Origin of the sequence: Paenibacillus contaminans (genome assembly GCF_003285015.1) — a bacterium.
Taxonomy (GTDB): domain Bacteria; phylum Bacillota; class Bacilli; order Paenibacillales; family NBRC-103111; genus Paenibacillus_V; species Paenibacillus_V contaminans.
Map to the genome: position 1 here is coordinate 74,150 of NZ_QMFB01000027.1, position 18,860 is coordinate 93,009.

Consider the following 18,860-nt stretch of genomic DNA (forward strand, 5'->3'; position numbering starts at 1 on the left):
GAATTGCTAACCGTCATAAGCTTCAAATGCCCGATCGGCCAACATGTTCAACGTAATTTCATCGGCTGGCGGATTATGCAGCCCCGCCCTGACATCGCGGTAATACCGCTCAAGCGGCGATGACCGGTGCAGGCTGTGACCGCCTGCGACCCGCATGGCCATATCGACGACCGATACCGCCGTATTGGTGACGACATGCTTCGCCGCCGCAAGCTCCGCGCCGAGTCCGCTTCTCGCATCCGGCTCCGTATCCCACCGCTTGGCCACCGCATGCAGCAAATGCCTTGCCGTCAGCAGCTCCAGATCGATGCGGCCGATTAATTGGCGGACGTTCGGCAAATGCCGAATCGGCCCGTTCGTGCTGCTCGTGCTGTAAGTCGCTGCGAATCGTACGGCATAGTCGCGCGCCGCCTGGGCAATGCCCAGGTAGCAGGACGGAATATGCAGGTACCAGCCTCCAAGCGTCTTTAACCCCGTTTTCTTATGGATACGATGTACCAGTTGTTCGTCCGATACCTCGACATTGTCCATATACATATCGTCGCTGCGCGTTCCGCGCATCCCGAGCGTATCCCAAGTCGCCTCGAAGCGAATGCCCGGAGTACCTTTGCGAATTAGAAACTCGCCGATCGCTTCTTCGCCTTCGATCGCTGCGGTAATGATCAAATAATCGAGCTCCGTTCCCATTGTCGAGAACGTTTTATGGCCGTTCAGCAGCCATCCGTTTTCCGTCCGCGTCGCAGTAGATTGCGGCCGCCCGCCCCGTGCGGGGCTGCCCGTGGAAGGCTCCGTTGCAAGCTTGTTGACCAAGCTGCCGGACTCCACGACATCCTTGCACAACTTAGCGAACGTCTCCTCCTCCCATAACCTGCGGACATTCAGCTCCATTATGGTTGTCAGATGCCAGCCGAGCGATAAAGCCGTCGCCCCGTCTCCGCGGGCAATCCGTTCCTGCAGCACGACGAGTTCGTAAAGCGAGGCTTCCAAACCGCCGTAACGAGCCGGAACGGTTAACGCCAAATATCCGGCTTCCCGCAAATCCGCTATATTTTGAACCGGAAACAATGCTTCCTTGTCATACCGTTCGGCTCGGCCGGCAAACCGGTCAGCCAGCTTGCCGATTGTTTCGAGCAGCGCATCCAGCCGGCCACCGCTTCCTGTGGGTCCATTCGTCATCTGTCCACCTGCTTTCCCAGTGTAACGATAAGCATGCTAACGCCATCGATAATATTATCTTCCATCATAACCTAATACGGGATCAAGTCTAAATCCAGGGATTGAAAAAGACCTGGTTACTGGTTTCTGCTACAGCTTACTGCTACTGCTTACTGCTACTGCTACTGCTTACTGCTACTGCTACTGCTTACTGCTACTGCTTACTGCTACTGCTTACTGCTACTGCTACTGCTTACTGCTACTGCTACTGCTTACTGCTACTGCTACTGCTACCGCTACCGCTACTGCTACTGCTACTGCTACTGCTTACTGCTTACTGCTTACTGCTTACTGCTTACTGCTTACTGGTTACTGCTTACTGGTTACTGCTTACTGATTACTGGTTACGAATGCAAACACGGGTATACGAATTGTTATTCGCGGACCATGCGCTTAGTGTAGAAAACCTTATTGTTCATGAGGCTGGCCTCACTATTTCGCAGGTAAACTGCTCGTTCTCGCCCCTTAGTGAGGCAAACGAAACTATCAATTTCGTTTGCCTCACTAATAATTGCGTTTGCCTCATTAACTCGTCCGAACACGGGTTTTCGGCTAGAAATAGTAAGGCTTGCCTCACGAATAGTTGCCTTTTCCTCATTATGCCTCTAGAACACGGGGGGTTCGGCGAGAGATAGTGAGACTTGCCTTACAAATAGTTGCCTTTTCCTCGTTATGCCTCCAGAACACAGATTTTCGGCGAGAGATAGTGAGACTTGCCTTACAAGTAGTAGCCATTACCTAACTAGTTTTCTAGGACACAACTCATCTGCGACATGGAGGTTGCATCTAAAGCTCTGAAGGACAGGCGGCGACTATCTGTTGCACGATCAAACGCCCTACATCCCTTATAAAATCTATAGTAGAAGAGTTAAAATGCTACTAACCTCCATAGCTATATGAACTTTTTCCCGATTCGGTTCATTTCGCCTTTCCACCGAATTCCGATTGAAACAGTATGGATTATAGTTCATGTCTATGATACCGATTGGATTTTCAAACGTCAACTACTTTTGGAAAGTAATTACATTATTAAGTATTTTACAAGACGGCGAACAAGCAAAAAAACACCCCGTATAAGAAACGGCTGCAAGCGAATGCCCGCTCCGATTTTATACAGGGTGCCCTTTTTCTTTTAGTATGTGAAACATTATCTATTGCTATATTCTCAAAAAAACGATCGCTCCGGCTACACCAGCGCTTTGTTCGCGATATCCGTCCGGTTGTGCTTGCCTTCGAATTGAATGACATCCGCGCCGGCGTAAGCTTGCGCGCGAGCCTCGGCAATGCCGCTGCCAAGTCCGACAACGCCAAGCACGCGCCCGCCGTTCGTTACGATTTGGCCGTCTTTGGCCGATGTGCCCGCATGGAACACGATCGCGTCCTTCACGTCGCGCAGGCCGTCGATCTGCAAACCTTTCGGATAGTTACCCGGATAACCCGGCGAAGCGAGCACTACGCATACAGCCGCTTGGTCGCTCCATTGGATGTCCATTTCTTCAAGCCGTCCATTGATTGTGGCCAGGAAAATGTCCAGCAAATCCGTTTCCAGCCGCGGCAAAATAACCTGCGTCTCCGGATCGCCGAAGCGCGCGTTGAACTCGATCGTTTTCGGCCCTTGCGCCGTCAGCATCAAGCCTGCGTACAATACGCCGCGGAACGGGCGCCCTTCCTTGACCATCGCCTCCGCCGTCGGCTTCACGATCGTACGGATCGCTTCGTCGACGATCGATTGCGGAATGTGAGGTACCGGTGAATACGTGCCCATACCGCCCGTATTCGGGCCTTTATCGTTGTCGAACACCGGCTTATGATCCTGCGAAGGAACCATCGGACGTACGACATTGCCGTCTACGAACGACAGCAGCGACATTTCCTGCCCCTGCAAAAACTCTTCGACCACGACATTCGATTCGCCGAAGATTTTATCGAGCATGATATCCTTCAGCGCTTTCTCCGCTTCCTCCAGCGTCTGCGCTACGACGACGCCTTTGCCCGCTGCCAGTCCGTCAGCCTTGATTACGATAGGCGCGCCCATTTGGCGCACATAAGCAAGCGCATCCTCGTAACGCTCGAAAGACTCGTAAGCGGCCGTAGGGATGCCGTATTTTTTCATCAGGTTTTTCGTGAACACCTTGCTGCCTTCGATAATCGCCGCATTGCTGCGCGGGCCGTATACCGGAATTTGCTTCGCTTCAAGGAAATCGACGATTCCGTCCGCCAATGGATCCTCAGGACCGACGACGACGAGATCGATGCTGTTATCGCAAGCGAACTGGCTGATTTCCTCGAACTGGTTTTCCTGAATCGGCACGCATTCGGCTAGCTCGGCGATACCGCCGTTACCTGGCGCACAGTAAATTTTTTCAGCCTTAGGGCTCTTCGAAAGCGCCCAAATGATTGCATGCTCGCGGCCGCCCCGGCCGATGACCAAAATACGCAAGTGAGAGTCCTCCTCAGTCCTTGTTGATGATTTTCATTTCCGTTTGGCCGTTGTCGCGGCGGATCGTTTTGACAAGGAGGGATACTTTGTTCTCCCCGTCAAGCAGGTCCCAGTAGAAACGCGCGGTCGCTTCGATGTCATCCTGCAAAGGCACCAGCGCAGGCTCTCCGTTAAAAGACGGAAGCGGGTTGCCGTCTCCCGCATACGTGTGGATTAAATGGCCGTAACCGGCAATCGGCTGCTCGTAGTGATAGTAATAACGCTGCGTTTGCGCCTCATCGTTCGAGTTCGATTTGAGAATCGACAGCTTGTACGCGTTGTTCTCGTCCTTCAAATCGACCAGTCCGGAAATCCGCGGCGTGAAGTTCGGCGCATCCGGCTCGTACGTGCGGGTCGCGAGCGCTTGCTCGAACGTGCCGCCGTTTTGGAGCGCTTCGTAGATCGTATCCGTTTGGTCGCCATTAGTTACGATGTGCGCCTGTCCTTCGTAACGGACCGGATAGTAGATGATGAGCGACGGATCGGTCAGCTTAGCCGGATCGCGCGCTTCCGTGCGGAGAAAACCGTTCTCTTCCGCGACAAATACACGGTTCCTGCTGTTCTCGCTGCGCCCCATGATCCAATAAACCTGCATAAGCCGCGTACCGTCCGGCGTGAGGCCGATGACGATCCCGCGTCCGGGATAAACGTTTTGCTTCAAGGCTGCGATGTTGCCGTCGGCAATCTCGCTCCATTTCGTAGTCGTTGTCACGTTCGCAATCTTCCTTTCGTTTCGTACTATCATTCAAAAATAACGGGAATGGTACAGGCTGTTTAGAAACGCCGATTTTCCTAACTATCGATTCCGAAAACCCAGTGTTATGCGGGTTTCCCGAAGATCATTTAGTTATAAAAAGCAGGTTCTAAGCAGCCTGGGTTTTACAGTTAGCGAACAATAAGCCCGCTAAATAATTAGTGGTGGAACAACCGAACGCCGGAGTAGACCATTACCATGTTGTAATCGTCGGCCGCTTGCACGACTTCCTCGTCGCGCATCGAGCTGCCTGCTTGTACGACGTATTTGACGCCGCTGCGGCTTGCGCGGTCGAGGTTGTCGCGGAACGGCAGGAATGCGTCGGAGCCGTACGATACGCCCTGCAAACCACTCAGCCATTCGCGCTTCTCCTCTTTCGTCAGACGGCGGGGAACTTCCTCGAAGCATTGCTCCCATGCCGCTTGCTCGAAAGGCGTCACGTCCTCTTCCAGCCACAGGTCGATCGCGTTGTTTTGCTCGGCGCGCGAGATGCCTTGACGGAACTTCATGCCAAGCGCCATCGGATGCTGACGCAGGAACCAGCGGTCCGCTTTATCTCCCGCCAGCCGCGTACAGTGAATACGGGACTGTTGGCCGGCTCCGATCCCGATCGTTTGACCGTCAAGCGCATAACAGATCGAGTTGGATTGCGTATATTTAAGCGTGATGAGCGCCACGAGCAGGTCGCGTTTGGCATCATCCGTCAGATCTTTGTTCTTCGTCGCGATTCTTTCGAACGAAGCTTCCGTAATAACCGCGTCGTTGCGCTGCTGCTCCAGCTTCAAGCCGAACAACAGACGCATTTCCTGCGGGTCCGCCACGTAATCCGGATCGATTTGAAGAACCAGATATTTTCCGCCTTTTTTCGCTTTCAAAATCTCCAGCGCCTCATCGGTATAACCGGGTGCCACGACAAGGTCGGATACTTCGCGCTTCAGCAAGTTTGCCGTCGAAGCGTCTACCGTATCGCTAAGCGCCGCAGCGTCGCCGAACGAAGACATCCGGTCCGCTCCGCGAGCGCGGGCATAAGCGGTTGCCAGCGGCGACAGCTCAAGCCCTTCGACGAAATAAGCTTTCTTCAGCGTATCGCTAAGCGGCGCGTAAACCGCTGCGCCTGCCGGGCTGACGTGTTTGAACGATGCTGCAGCCGGAAGTCCGGTCGCATTGCGCAGCTCGCGTACGAGCTGGAACGCGTTAAGCGCGTCGAGCAAATTGATATAACCCGGATCACCGTTAACAACCTTGATCGGAAGCGGCTTCCCGCCATTCGACAGCTTCGCATCCTTCTGATGCGGATTCATCCCGTAACGAAGCGAAAGTTCATAAATGTCGCTCATGTGTACCCCCAAAATTAATAAATTCCCCGAGGAATTTTCCTCTTTAAAGCAATTTTCAAACCTTAAACCTTTTCAATTCCCCACCTAAAAGCGTTCCGATTCCCACCTAAAACCTTTTCGATCCCCACCTAAAGCGTTCCGATTCCCACCTAAAACCTTTTCGATCCCCACCTAAATCCTCCCCTTCCAAGGGGAGGACCCCCAGGCGTTTCACCCCGGGACCCCGAAACTCTGCGCACTAACTACGGGGCCGTCTTCGATGATAATATTGTTACAAACTCGCTTACGTCCCCTCGAGATCGCCTATAGCGCGATCTCTCTTGTACCGGACACGCTCACGATTCCGTTCTCCCTACACTTTTGCCTGCTGGAGGGAACCACTACTTCAGTCCGCAACGCCCCAGCCCCGCTAAGAACCGCGTCACGACTACCGTCATGAAGCTCCCTTTCACCCAAAAACCATACCCAAAACCTCAAACCCCAAGATCTCAAACCAAGATCTCAACCAGGATCTCAAGACCTACTCCTGACCTTCCAGGCGACGTTTAAGTAACTTTAAGCTTAAGCAAGTTAACGGCTTATGCCGTTAACTGCGGTCGGGTTAAACGCGCGCGATGTATACGCGGCGGTCTTCGAGGCGGACGCGGCCGGCGCTGATCAAGCCGACGGTATACGGGAGCAGCTCATGCTCGACCGCATGGATCGCCGTCTCAAGCGTTTCGAGCGTGTCTTCCTCGCGCACCTCGACCGGGCGCTGGGTAATGATCGGACCGCTGTCAAGACCGCCGTCCACGTAATGAACCGTTACGCCTGTCGTTTTGACGCCATGCTCCCACGCCTGCTCGATTGCCCGTACGCCCGGAAACGACGGAAGCAGCGAAGGATGAATGTTGATCATCCGCCCGTAATACGGGTTGACGATCGTTTCCGTCAAAATACGCATATAACCCGCCAATACGATCAAGTCGATGCCGCGGCGGTCCAGCTCTCGGACGATTTCCGTTTCATACGCCTCACGCGATGCGTATTCTTTAGGCCGGAAGGCAAAAACATCAATGCCCGCTTTTTGCGCGCGCTGGATTACCGCCGCTTGCGGCCGGTCGCAGACGAGCAGCTCGATCGTCACGTTTAGCTTGCCCGCGGCAACCGCATCGACAAGCGCTTGAAAATTGCTCCCGTTACCGGAAGCGAACACGGCGATGCGGAACGAATCTGCGACCCGCTCCGTATTCACCGCTTCTTGCTTTCCTTCTTCAGCCCTCATCACACTTCTGCTCCGTTAAACGTAACGATGCTCTCGCCGGGCGTAATCGTTCCGATGCGATATACGCTCTCGCCAAGACCATTCAAAATAGCTTCCGCTTCGCTGGCTTGCTCCGCCGAAACGACGATCACCATGCCGATGCCCATGTTAAAGGTGCGGAACATATCGTTGTTGCTGATTGCGCCGTCACGCTGCATCAACTGGAAAATCGGCAAAATCGGCCACGAGCCGTACTCGATATGCGCGTTTACATTTTCCGGAAGGACACGCGGGATGTTTTCCAAAAACCCTCCGCCGGTAATATGCGCCATTCCTTTTACCTGCACCTTCTCAAGCAGCGCAAGCACCTGTTTCACATAAATGCGCGTCGGTGTAAGCAGCACGTCGCCGAGCTTGCCGCCCAGTTCGTCGATCGTTTGGTCCAGTTGGTACCCTTTGTCTTCCAGCAAAAGCTTGCGCACGAGCGAAAAACCATTGCTGTGAACGCCGCTCGAAGCGAGCCCGAGTACAACGTCGCCGGCTTGAATCGAAGAGCCGTCGATAATTTTCTTTTTGTCCGCAATGCCGACCGTGAATCCGGCGATATCGTATTCGCCATCCGTGTACATGCCCGGCATTTCCGCCGTTTCGCCGCCGATCAGAGCGCAGCCCGCTTGCACGCAGCCCTCCGAAATGCCCGCTACGATCGCTTCGATTTTCTCGGGAAGTATTTTGCCCGTCGCCAGGTAGTCAAGGAAGAACAGCGGCTCCGCACCGGCCACGACTACGTCATTGACGCACATCGCTACGGCGTCGATGCCGATCGTATCGTGCTTATCCATCGCAAAAGCAAGCTTCAGCTTCGTACCCACGCCGTCCGTTCCGGAAACGAGCACAGGCTCCTCGTATTTATCCTTGTTCAGCCCGAACAAAGCGCCGAAGCCGCCCAATTCGGTCAATACCTCGGGACGAAACGTCCGCTTCACATGCTTTTTCATCCGCTCAACCGCTTCGTTGCCGGCCGCGATGTCGACGCCTGCCTTTTTGTACGCTTCTGACACCGAATCCACACTCCTCCAAATAATCGTCCACCATAAATGTACCTATTTCTTATACCGTATGCCAATCGCACACCCGTTCATCCTGTTCCTTAGAATCCCGGTCATGCCGATCCTTTAAAAGCCCCTGCAGACCGCTAACCGTCGTCCGGCTTCCAGGCCTGCCCGGCTCCTCACCTGCCGTCCGCAGCCTTAACGACGGCCTCGGCCTCGATTTCCACAAGCAAAGCCGGATCGATGAGCGCCTTCACTTCCACCATCGTCGCCACGGGACGCACATCTTTGAAAAACTCGCCATGCGCCCGGCCGATTTGCTCCCATTGCGAAATGTCGGTTACGTACATCCGGGTGCGGACAACGTCCGCCATCGAAGCGCCGAGTTGCTCCAGCGACTCTTTAATGATCGTTAGCGCCGCCTTCGCCTGCTCGTACGCATCGCTGCCGCCGATCACTCGGCCGTCGCGCATAGCCGTCGTTCCGGCTACCTCGACCCGATCGCCGATCCGGATCGCCCGCGAATAGCCGACCAGCGGCTCCCATGGAGAACCTGTCGATACCGTTTTGCGCTCGTTCATCGTTCCAGCCTCCCGCGGTTATCTTCAGCAGTCAAGAGTCCGCCGTCAGTAATTGCCGTGCCGGTACGCACTCGTTCATCGTTCCAGCCTCCCGCAGTCATCTTCAGCAGTCAAGAGTCCGCCGTCAGTAACTGCCGCGCCGGTACGCATTCCCTTTGCACGGCTCGGCTTGCCGTTACCCTTGACTCGTATGTCCCGGCAACACCCGCCTCGGACCGGTCGGATCAATTCCTCCCGATCATCAGCCAGGTCCGATCCATTACCCGCAGCCGCAGCCGGCTTCCTCTTCGTCGAATACCTTAGTCGGATAATCGTTGTCGAAGCAGCCCATGCACATGCCGCGATTGTACTCATCCTTCGTACGGCCGACAGCCTCGAGCAGCCCTTCCTTCGTCAGGAAGTGGAGCGAATCGGCGTTGATCGCCTTGCGAATCTCCTCGATCGACTTGCTGGAGGCGATCAGCTCCTTACGGCTTGGCGTATCGATGCCGTAGAAGCAAGGATTTTTGTATGGCGGCGAAGTAATTCGCACATGCACTTCAGCGGCACCGGCTTCGCGCAGCATATTGACGATACGAAGCGATGTCGTGCCGCGTACGATCGAATCGTCGATCATGACGACACGTTTGCCTTCGACCACTTTGCGAACGGCGCTCAGCTTCATTTTGACGCCGCGCTCGCGAAGCTCTTGGCTCGGCTGAATGAACGTCCGGCCGGTGTAGCGGTTTTTGATCAGCCCGATTTCATACGGGATGCCGGTTTGCTCGGCAAAGCCGATCGCTGCGGAAATACTCGAGTCCGGAACCCCGGTGATGACATCGGCATCGACGAACGATTCCTGCGCCAGCACCTGACCCATTCTTTTACGGGCCATATGAATGTTGATTTCATCCAAATCGCTGTCGGGGCGGGAGAAATAAATGAACTCCATCGCGCAGATCGCCCGCCGCTCCATTTCGGCGAAGCGTTCTTCCCGCAACCCGTTCTTGTCGACAATAAGCATCTCGCCAGGCTTAATATCGCGAAGATAAACGGCGCCGATCGTTTCGAACGCGCAGGTTTCGGAAGCGAACGTATAGGCGTCACCCAGCTTGCCGATAACGAGCGGCCGCAAAGCGTTCTTGTCTTGGGCGACGAACAGCTTGTCGTGCACCATGATCAAGAAAGCGAAGCCGCCTTCGACACGCTTAAGCGCATCCTTGACCGCGTCCTCGATGTTGTCGCGCTTCGAGCGGGCTATCAGATGGATGACGACTTCCGTATCGCTTGTCGTTTGGAAGATCGAGCCTTCCTCTTCCAGCTCCCGGCGAATTTCCGCCGCGTTGACGAGATTCCCGTTCGTCGCGATCGCAATGTCGCCGCCGCGGTACTTGAATACGAGCGGCTGCGCGTTCTGCAGCTTGCTTTCGCCCGAAGTCGAGTAACGGACGTGTCCGATCGCCATCGAGCCTTTCAAATATTGAATTTTATCATTGTCGAACACTTCTTTGACGAGCCCCATGCCGCGGTGATAAAAAAATTCGTTACCGTCCGTCGTGCAAAGCCCCGCGCTTTCCTCGCCGCGGTGCTGCAGCGCATGCAGGCCGAAAAAGCTGAGAGCGGACGCCTCGGGATGACCGAACACCCCGAAAACGCCGCACTCCTCTTTCAATTTATCGAAAACGTCGCTGTCCATTCCTTCGTTGTAATAGCTGCCTGCCCAAAGCGGTACCGATGTACCGTTCGCTTGCGCCGCCGCTGCCTGGGAAGCGTCATCCGCGGAGAGAGCGGCTGCCGAAGCAGCCGTCGCCACGGCATTCGCACGATCCGCAAGGCGCGTCGGCTCGGAGCAGAAAGCTAACCCCGAACCGCCGGGTATCAGGATTTCATGAGACATGGAATCGCGTCCTTCCAAACCTTTTCTAGTTTCGCTACAGGTGACTGAACCGCCGATTTTCCATTAACTTGAATGCTCAGATCGCTGCCGCCGACCGTGCCCAGCACTTGTGCAGGCACGCCGTTTGCGCTCGTAAGCGCGAGCAGCGTATCCTTCTTGCCGGCCGGAACGCTAAGCAAAATACGCGATTGGCTTTCGCTGAACAGCGCGAAGTCGCTGCGCAATTCGGTTGTGAAGTTGACGCTTGCGCCAAGACGGCCGCTAATGCAGGACTCTGCAAGTGCTGTCGCCAGTCCGCCGTCGGACAAGTCGTGCGCCGAAGCGACGAAGCCTTTGCGGATTGCGTCCAGAACGGTGCCGAGCAGCGCTTTTTCTACGTCGAGATCGATTTGCGGAGGACGTCCTTCCGTTACGCCGTGAATGACGTATTGGAATTCGCTGCCGCCGAGCTCAGCTTTCGTATCGCCAAGCAGGACGATGACGTCGCCTTCGTTTTTGAAGCCTTGCGTCGTCAAATGGTTGTCGATATCCGCAACCAAGCCGACCATGCCGACTACAGGCGTAGGGTAAATCGCGCCTTTGGCGTTCTCATTGTACAAGCTGACGTTGCCGCCGATAACCGGCGTGTCCAGCTTGCGGCAAGCCTCGGACATCCCGTCGACCGCTTTCTCGAGCTGCCAGAAAATTTCCGGCTTCTCGGGGCTGCCGAAGTTCAAGTTATCCGTAATCGCAAGCGGTTCCGCGCCCGAGCAGACGACGTTACGCGCCGCTTCCGCAAGCGCGATTTTGCCGCCCACTTCCGGGTCAAGATACACATAACGGCCGTTGCAGTCCGTCGTCATCGCAAGACCTTTGCGCGTGCCCGGCACTTGAACGACTGCCGCGTCCGAACCCGGACGAACGACCGTGCTCGTGCGAACCATGTAGTCGTATTGGTTGTAAACCCATTCCTTGCTCGCCACCGTCGGGGAAGCAAGCACTTTCTCCAGCGCTTCGTTCAGATCCGTCACTTCCGCATAGCGGGTCGTGTCGATTTGGCCTTGCTCCGCGTAATAAGCAGGCTCCTTGGAAGGCTTGTTGTACTGCGGACACTCGTCGACAAGGGCCGTTACCGGCATGTTGCCGACTTCCTCGCCTTTATGGATAAGACGAAGACGTCCGTCGTTCGTCACTTTGCCGACTTTATAGCATTGCAGTCCCCAACGGGCGAAAATAGCGTTTGCTTGCTCTTCATGCTCCGGCTTCACGACGAAAAGCATCCGTTCCTGAGACTCCGAAAGCATCATTTCGTAAGGCGTCATGCCTTCTTCCCGCTGCGGCACTTCGTCAAGGTAAAGCTCGATGCCGTTGCCCGCTTTGCTCGCCATTTCAGAGCTGGAGCAGGTAAGACCGGCTGCGCCCATATCTTGAATCCCGACGACGATGCCGGAATTGATCAGGTCGAGGCAAGCTTCAAGCACGAGCTTCTCCATGAACGGATCGCCGACTTGCACCGCCGAGCGTCTTTCTTCGGACTCTTCGCTGATCTCTTCCGATGCGAACGTTGCGCCGTGAATGCCGTCGCGTCCAGTTGCCGGACCGACGTAGAAAACCGGGTTGCCGATCCCTTGCGCGACGCCGCGCTGGATTTTATCATGATCGATAATGCCTACGCACATCGCGTTGACGAGCGGATTGCCTTCGTAGCTTTCGTCGAACATGATTTCGCCGCCGACCGTCGGGATTCCGATGCAGTTGCCATAGCCGGCGATGCCGGAAACGACGTTTTCGAACAAATATTTAACCCGGTCGTTCGTCAGCTTGCCGAAACGAAGCGAGTTGAGCGAAGCTACCGGACGTGCGCCCATCGAGAAAATATCGCGGATAATGCCGCCTACGCCTGTCGCCGCGCCTTGGTACGGCTCGACAGCCGAAGGGTGGTTATGACTTTCGATTTTAAATACGACAGCCTGATTGTCGCCGATATCGACGATTCCGGCGCCTTCTCCCGGTCCCATCAGGACGCGCGGTCCGCTTGTCGGGAAACGGCGAAGCACCGGCTTGGAGTTTTTGTAGGAGCAGTGCTCCGACCACATGACGCTGAATACGCCGATTTCCACGTAGTTCGGCTTGCGTCCGAGAAAGCCGCAAACTTTTGCATACTCCTCGTCGGTTACGCCCATCTGCTTATAGATTTGTTGATCGGCAATCTGATCTGCCGTCGGCTCCTTAGCGGCTAACTGCTGCGTCATGTTTCTCCCTCCAGGTCTGTAAAATTGATGTAAACATCCGCTTGCCGTCCGCAGAACCGAGCAGCTCGTTAACCGCGCGCTCCGGATGCGGCATCATGCCGACAACATTCCCCGCTTTGTTGCTGATACCGGCAATGTCGTCCACCGAACCGTTCGGGTTGTCGACCGCGTAACGGAACACGATCTGGTTATTAGCCTTCAGCTCGGCCAGCATGGCGTCGTCGCAATAATAATTGCCTTCCCCATGAGCGATCGGGATATCGATCACTTCGCCCTCTTTATAATCCACCGTAAACGGATTTTGGTTGTTCTCAACGCGCAGGAGCGTGCTGTGGCAGCGGAATTTTAGCGTTTTGTTGCGCAGCATCGCGCCCGGCAGAAGACCCGCCTCAAGCAAAATTTGGAATCCGTTGCAAATGCCGAGAATAAATTTGCCTTGCTCTGCAGCCTGCACAAGCGCAGTCATAACCGGCGCAAAGCGCGCGATCGCGCCGCAGCGCAGGTAGTCTCCATAGGAGAAGCCGCCTGGCACGAGAATGGCATCGTATTTGGACAAATCCGTTTCCGTATGCCATACGTATTCGACCTTCTGACCAATCGTTTCCTCTACCGCCTTATAGCAATCCAGGTCGCAGTTGGAACCCGGGAATACCAGTACCGCGAAATTCATTACGCACCCTCCAGTTCGAAGCGGTAATCTTCGATAACCGTATTCGCCAGCAGCTTTTCGCACATAGCGCGCACGCGTTTTTCCGCCTCGCTGCGGTCAGTCGTGTTCAGCGTCATTTCCATGTATTTCCCTACGCGCACTTTATCCACTTCCTGAAAGCCCATCGAGTGAAGCGCGCCTTGAACGGCTGTTCCTTGAACATCCAATACGCTTTGCTTAATCGTTACATAGACGGTTGCTTTGATCATTAAGGGTTGGCCTCCTAAAGTTTTACGAAGCGTAAATCCGCTCCGAAAGCGTATGTTTGCGTTCCGCCGGGAAACGCATTATATAAGCAAGAAACAGCTTTCGCGCAGCCAAAATGTTTCTTGTGCGACGGCAGTCTGTCCTGCATCTTACTAATAACGTCTTCTAAGCTACCGCCTTATGCGAAATGCCGGCAACTCGTTATGAGCCGCCTTACTTCGACAAACGGTTCAAAATGTCTCTGTACCGCAGCGACGTCGCTTCCACCACATCGGCCGGCAGCGGATCGGGTGTGCTGTTTTTGTCCCAGCCGGAGCCCGCGAGGTACGTGCGTACCGGTTCTTTGTCCATGCCGTCGATCTCGATATCGAGCGCGTAGTTCTCCTTCGCCCAGAAGCGCGACGAATCCGGCGTAAAAATTTCGTCGATCAGGATGATTTCCCCGTCGATCAGCCCGAATTCGAACTTCGTATCCGCCAAAATGATGCCGTTCCGCTCGCAATAATCGCGCGCGAATTCGTACAGCCGGATGCTTTTTTCCTTAAGCGCTTCGGCAATATCCGCTCCGACAAGCTCTTTCATCCGTTCGAATGGAATATCCTCGTCGTGGCCGACATCGTTCTTAGCAGCCGGCGTGAAGATCGGCTCGGGGAACCGCTCGTTTTTGCGCATGCCTTCCGGCAGCTTGATCCCGTTCACTTCGCCCGTTTTCTGGTATTGTCTCCAGCCGCCGCCGGTAATATAGCCGCGAACGACACATTCGATATCGATGCGTTCCGCCTTCTTGGTTACCATGATGCGGTCCTTGAGCAGCTCCGGAGCCGTAACGAGATCCCCCAGCTTCTCCACGTCGGTATGCACCACATGATTCGGTTGAATCGCCGCCGTTTGCTCGAACCAGAAGCGGCTGAGCTGATTCAGAACGTTTCCTTTATCAGGCACGGCAGGCTCCAGCACATAGTCGAATGCGGAGATCCGGTCGGTAACGACGATCAGAAAATGCTCGCCAAGGTCGTACAGCTCGCGCACCTTGCCTTTGTACAAAAGCGGCGCTTTCACATAAGGAGCGGCTGTCGAAATCGCGGTCGTTGACAAGTGAATTCCTCCTACTCTTTTTCCAAAAAAGTGAATACAGTACATTGGGAGTCCGTCCATTGCATTCCGAAAGGGATTGCCTTGCCGCTTCAAACATCTTGTTTTGCATTTCTCTCATTGGATGGGCCTTCGGAAGGTCGAAACGCAAAACCAAAACTCGCTGCAAGACAATTCCCTTTCTCCATTACATTTAGTCTCCCGCGAAGTTTCTGTCGTTCAACTTTTATAATACCTTAACTACATTCGCCTGGCGGCCTACGCCAGCCCTAACCGGTCGAAAATCGTATCGACATGCTTCAGATGCCAGCTTGGATCGAAGCAATCGGCGATTTCCTCCATGCTCAGCTGCTCGCGGATGACGCTGTCGTTCTCGACGATGTCGCGGAACGAGCGCTGCTCTTCCCATGCCTGCATCGCTTTAGGCTGCACGGTATCGTATGCCTGCTCGCGGCTGAAGCCTTTGTCGATCAGCTTCGTCAAGACGCGGCCTGAAAACGGCACGTCGTACGTGCTTCTCATGTTGCGCTTCATATTTTCCGGGAACACGGTCAAGTTTTTGATGATGTTGCCGAGACGGTTCAGCATGTAGTTCAGCAAAATCGTCGCATCCGGCAAAATGACGCGCTCGACCGAGGAGTGCGAAATATCGCGCTCATGCCAAAGCGTCACGTTCTCGTAAGCGGAAATCATATGGCCGCGAATGACGCGCGACAAACCGCTGATGCTTTCGCAGCCGATCGGATTGCGCTTGTGCGGCATTGCCGACGAGCCTTTTTGCCCTTTGGCGAACGGCTCTTCCACCTCGCGGAACTCGCTCTTCTGCAGCGCGCGAATTTCGGTTGCGAACTTGTCGAGCGAAGTAGCCACGAGCGCCAGCGTCGCCATATATTCGGCGTGACGGTCGCGCTGCAGCGTTTGCGTCGAGATCGGCGCCGATTTCGTGCCCAGCTTGCCGCACACGTACTGCTCGATGAACGGATCGATGTTCGCGTACGTGCCTACCGCGCCGGACATTTTGCCGTATTGAACGCCGTCAGCCGCAAAACGGAACCGCTCCAGGTTGCGTTTCATTTCTTCGTACCAAAGCGCCATCTTCAAGCCAAAGGTTGTCGGCTCCGCATGAACGCCGTGCGTCCGTCCCATCATCGGCGTATGCTTGTAAGCAATCGCTTTGTCTTTCAGAATAGCGATAAAGTTGTTGATGTCGCGGTCAAGAATATCGTTAGCCTGCTTCAGCAAATATCCGAGCGCCGTGTCGACGACATCCGTCGAAGTCAAGCCGTAGTGCACCCATTTGCGTTCCGCGCCAAGCGATTCGGAAACCGCGCGCGTAAACGCGATGACGTCGTGGCGCGTTTCCTGCTCGATTTCATAAATGCGGTCGATGTTGAATGTCGCTTTCTCTCTTAGCAGCGCGACATCTTCTTTAGGAATAACGCCAAGCTCGGACCAAGCTTCGCAAGAAAGAATCTCGACTTCGAGCCAAGCCTGGAACTTGTTCTGCTCCGTCCAAATGGCCGCCATTTCCGGCCTGCTGTAACGATCGATCATGGATGAACCTCCTCAAAATATATAAACTTAAGCCTGCCAAATCCCCGTCCGCGCGATCCAATCGAGCGCGCGGCCGACATCGTCCGTCAGGACGTTGACATGACCCATTTTTCTTTTGTGCTTCGCCTCATGCTTCCCGTACAGATGCACCTTTACGGCAAGCGACTCCGGTTCTTCCTTCTCCGCGGCAAGCAGATCCAGCAGCGGCTGCACGTGCTCACCGAGCACGTTGACCATAACGACCGGTGTCAGCAGCTCCGTCGAGCCCAGCGGCAAATTGCAAATCGAGCGGACATGCTGCTCGAACTGCGACGTCCGGCACGCTTCCATCGTATAGTGCCCGGAATTATGCGGCCTTGGCGCCAGCTCGTTGACGAACAGCTCGCCCTCCGGCGTAAGAAACATCTCGACCGCGATCAGCCCGATCACGTCGAGCCCTTCGGCTATACGAACCGCCAGCTCCTCCGCTTTGCGGATAACCGCTTCGTTCGTCCGTGCCGGCACGATGGACAAGTGCAAAATATTGTCCACATGAATATTTTCCGCAACGGGGAACGTCTTCACCTCGCCGCGCGGGCTGCGCGCCGCAATGACCGACAGCTCGCGCTCGAAGCGGATGAATTTCTCCAGGACAAGCTCCGTCCGCGCGCGGCTAAGCGTTTCGAACGCCTCGGCGATCTCGCTCTCCGAGCGGATGACCCACTGGCCTTTGCCGTCGTAGCCGCCTGTCGCCGTCTTGAGCACGCACGGCGTGCCGAAGCGCGCCACCGCAGCCTGCAATTGCTCGACGCTGGCGATTTCCTCGTACGGCGCCACCTGGACGCCCGCCGCCTCGATCGCGCGCTTCTCGCGCAGCCGGTGCTGCGTCGTATAGAGCAGCTCGCTGCCCTGCGGCACATACGATTCGTTCATGAGCATCGCCGCCACATCGGCGTCGACGTTCTCGAACTCGTATGTAATGACGTCGGACAGCCGCGCCAGCTCCCGCGCCGCTTCGGCATCGTCGTACTTGGCGACGAGCTGCTTGCCCGCCACTTGGCCGCACGGCGAATCTTCCGTCGGATCAAGGGTGGCGAACCGGTAGCCCATATGGCTTCCGGCTAGCGCCAGCATTCTGCCGAGCTGTCCGCCTCCGAGCACCCCGATCGTTGCGCCCGGCAAAATCGTCTTGGCGGGATCGTACCGTTTCGTTCCATCGCGAACGATGTCGTTCTGCATGCTGCTTGTCTCCTTACATTTGCGAGATTTCACCAAAATATTCGCCTATCGGCCGATCGTTTCCTCACTCTATTCCAGCGAACCGCTGTCGATAACCTGCTGCTTGATCCGTTCGCGGCGCTCGCGCACCTTTTGCTGAATATTCTTGTCGAATGCGCCCAAAATTTGCGCCGCCAGCAGCCCCGCATTCGTAGCTCCGGCATTGCCGATCGCTACCGTCGCCACAGGAATGCCGCCCGGCATTTGCACGATCGAAAGCAGCGAATCGAGGCCGTTCAAATTCGACGATTTGACCGGAACGCCGATGACCGGCAGCTCCGTCTTCGACGCCACCATGCCCGGCAAGTGAGCCGCTCCTCCCGCGCCTGCGATGATCACCTGCAAGCCGCGCTCGATCGCCGTCTCCGCATATTCGAACATCAAATCCGGCGTACGGTGCGCCGAAACCACTTTCTTCTCATACGGAATATTTAGCTCCTCAAGCACCGCGCAGGCAAGCTTCATCGTTTCCCAATCCGACTGGCTGCCCATAATGACTCCGACTTTAGCCGACATATTCTGCTCTCCTTCAAAAACCATTCTATAGTTAGCTGGCGTTAAACAACATCATCCAAATTCCCGTTCGGCAAAGCGTCCGCTTCGCCTTATCCATTCTATCTTTTCCAAAAATACAAAAAGTCCTTGAGACAGGCTGTCTAGAACCTGTCCGAAGGACGACAAGGCGGCTCGAATGCTGCGCTGTCCGCTTCAACCACCTCAGCGGCCCGCACAAACAGACAAGGGCGCCAAGCTGCTTAGCCTGCCGTCCCTATACATTCGCTTACTCGTAGTCCAAAAATTCATGGTTTCTGGGTAGATACTTTCGGGCCATATTCCCGACTTTATACGAGATGCGATTCATTACTTCTCATGTTAACTTTCACTTTTAAGTTTACCTGACCGCAACTGCCGCTGTCAACCCGAAAAGCCGAACATTAAAAAAGAAAAACGCGAGTAAAGTTCGCTTTTGTCACATCATTTTCAAAACTTGCCAGCCAAGTTGCACCTGAAACCGTACATTTCACAAAATGGTTATGTAAGCACTTTCTTTGCGGTGACGTTCCCGGAAGTTACGAACCCTGCCTGAAGGCGGCTTTGGTATTCGATATACGTTTGTTCGTTCACGAGGCAATGAGTACAGGCTTTCAGCCGCTTTTGAAATCGTGTTTCTTTGAACTTATTACGAGGGAGAAACACGATTTCAAAGGCGGCCCATAGCGAAGCTCCTTGCTTGCCCCTATACCCATTACCTCTTGTTCGCCTACGGCGCTTT

The 18,860-nt window shown here is 55.1% G+C and carries 15 protein-coding genes and 1 riboswitch; all 15 genes read right to left on the reverse strand.

Annotated elements, in window-relative coordinates; translation table 11 throughout:
- Positions 1-6 precede the first annotated feature (6 nt).
- The 15 genes from DQG23_RS32050 to purE all read right to left on the reverse strand — a co-directional run bounded on the left by DQG23_RS32050 (position 7) and on the right by purE (position 18,103).
- The gene (locus tag DQG23_RS32050) at positions 7-1,176 is read right to left on the reverse strand and encodes an acyl-CoA dehydrogenase family protein (RefSeq protein WP_113035113.1); all 1,170 of its coding nucleotides are present in this window, start codon (positions 1,174-1,176) and stop codon (positions 7-9) included.
- Positions 1,177-2,401: 1,225 nt separating this feature from the next.
- On the reverse strand, positions 2,402-3,655 hold the full coding sequence (gene purD, locus DQG23_RS32055) for a phosphoribosylamine--glycine ligase (protein WP_113035114.1): 1,254 nt from the start codon (positions 3,653-3,655) through the stop codon (positions 2,402-2,404).
- A 13-nt stretch (positions 3,656-3,668) separates the two neighbouring features.
- A complete protein-coding gene (locus DQG23_RS32060) occupies positions 3,669-4,406 on the reverse strand; it encodes an IMP cyclohydrolase (protein ID WP_238178142.1) in 738 nt (245 codons plus the stop codon).
- A 200-nt stretch (positions 4,407-4,606) separates the two neighbouring features.
- Positions 4,607-5,785 carry a phosphoribosylaminoimidazolecarboxamide formyltransferase gene (locus DQG23_RS32065; RefSeq protein WP_113035116.1) on the reverse strand — a complete coding sequence of 393 codons (1,179 nt, stop codon included), beginning with the start codon at positions 5,783-5,785 and terminating at the stop codon, positions 4,607-4,609.
- A gap of 601 nt (positions 5,786-6,386) precedes the next feature.
- Entirely contained in the window at positions 6,387-7,049 is a 663-nt protein-coding gene (gene purN / locus DQG23_RS32070) for a phosphoribosylglycinamide formyltransferase (protein ID WP_113035117.1), read from the reverse strand.
- Complete coding sequence (purM, locus tag DQG23_RS32075; RefSeq protein WP_113035118.1) at positions 7,049-8,089, reverse strand: phosphoribosylformylglycinamidine cyclo-ligase; 1,041 nt, start codon at positions 8,087-8,089, stop codon at positions 7,049-7,051. The genes purN and purM overlap by 1 nt, the downstream gene beginning before the upstream one ends.
- Positions 8,090-8,259: 170 nt before the next feature.
- Entirely contained in the window at positions 8,260-8,661 is a 402-nt protein-coding gene (locus tag DQG23_RS32080; RefSeq protein ID WP_113035119.1) for a RidA family protein, read from the reverse strand.
- A 259-nt stretch (positions 8,662-8,920) separates the two neighbouring features.
- Positions 8,921-10,336 (reverse strand): amidophosphoribosyltransferase, encoded by a 1,416-nt coding sequence (gene purF / locus DQG23_RS32085; RefSeq protein ID WP_238178149.1) that lies wholly within the window; start codon positions 10,334-10,336, stop codon positions 8,921-8,923.
- Positions 10,337-10,518: 182 nt separating this feature from the next.
- Positions 10,519-12,768, reverse strand: coding sequence for a phosphoribosylformylglycinamidine synthase subunit PurL (gene purL / locus DQG23_RS32090; RefSeq protein ID WP_113035121.1), 2,250 nt, complete (start codon positions 12,766-12,768; stop codon positions 10,519-10,521).
- A complete protein-coding gene (purQ, locus tag DQG23_RS32095; protein ID WP_113035122.1) occupies positions 12,746-13,438 on the reverse strand; it encodes a phosphoribosylformylglycinamidine synthase subunit PurQ in 693 nt (230 codons plus the stop codon). Before purQ ends, purL begins: the two co-directional genes overlap by 23 nt.
- Positions 13,438-13,686: a phosphoribosylformylglycinamidine synthase subunit PurS gene (gene purS / locus DQG23_RS32100; protein WP_113035123.1), complete on the reverse strand. Its 249-nt coding sequence runs from the start codon at positions 13,684-13,686 to the stop codon at positions 13,438-13,440. The genes purQ and purS overlap by 1 nt, the downstream gene beginning before the upstream one ends.
- A gap of 211 nt (positions 13,687-13,897) precedes the next feature.
- Positions 13,898-14,779 (reverse strand): phosphoribosylaminoimidazolesuccinocarboxamide synthase, encoded by an 882-nt coding sequence (locus DQG23_RS32105; protein ID WP_238178143.1) that lies wholly within the window; start codon positions 14,777-14,779, stop codon positions 13,898-13,900.
- A gap of 255 nt (positions 14,780-15,034) precedes the next feature.
- Positions 15,035-16,330, reverse strand: coding sequence for an adenylosuccinate lyase (gene purB / locus DQG23_RS32110; protein WP_113035125.1), 1,296 nt, complete (start codon positions 16,328-16,330; stop codon positions 15,035-15,037).
- Positions 16,331-16,357: 27 nt separating this feature from the next.
- Positions 16,358-17,548 carry a 5-(carboxyamino)imidazole ribonucleotide synthase gene (gene purK / locus DQG23_RS32115; protein WP_113035126.1) on the reverse strand — a complete coding sequence of 397 codons (1,191 nt, stop codon included), beginning with the start codon at positions 17,546-17,548 and terminating at the stop codon, positions 16,358-16,360.
- A gap of 69 nt (positions 17,549-17,617) precedes the next feature.
- Positions 17,618-18,103 (reverse strand): 5-(carboxyamino)imidazole ribonucleotide mutase, encoded by a 486-nt coding sequence (purE, locus tag DQG23_RS32120; protein WP_113035127.1) that lies wholly within the window; start codon positions 18,101-18,103, stop codon positions 17,618-17,620.
- Positions 18,104-18,355: 252 nt separating this feature from the next.
- A riboswitch (purine riboswitch) is annotated at positions 18,356-18,457 on the reverse strand.
- Positions 18,458-18,860: the final 403 nt, after the last annotated feature.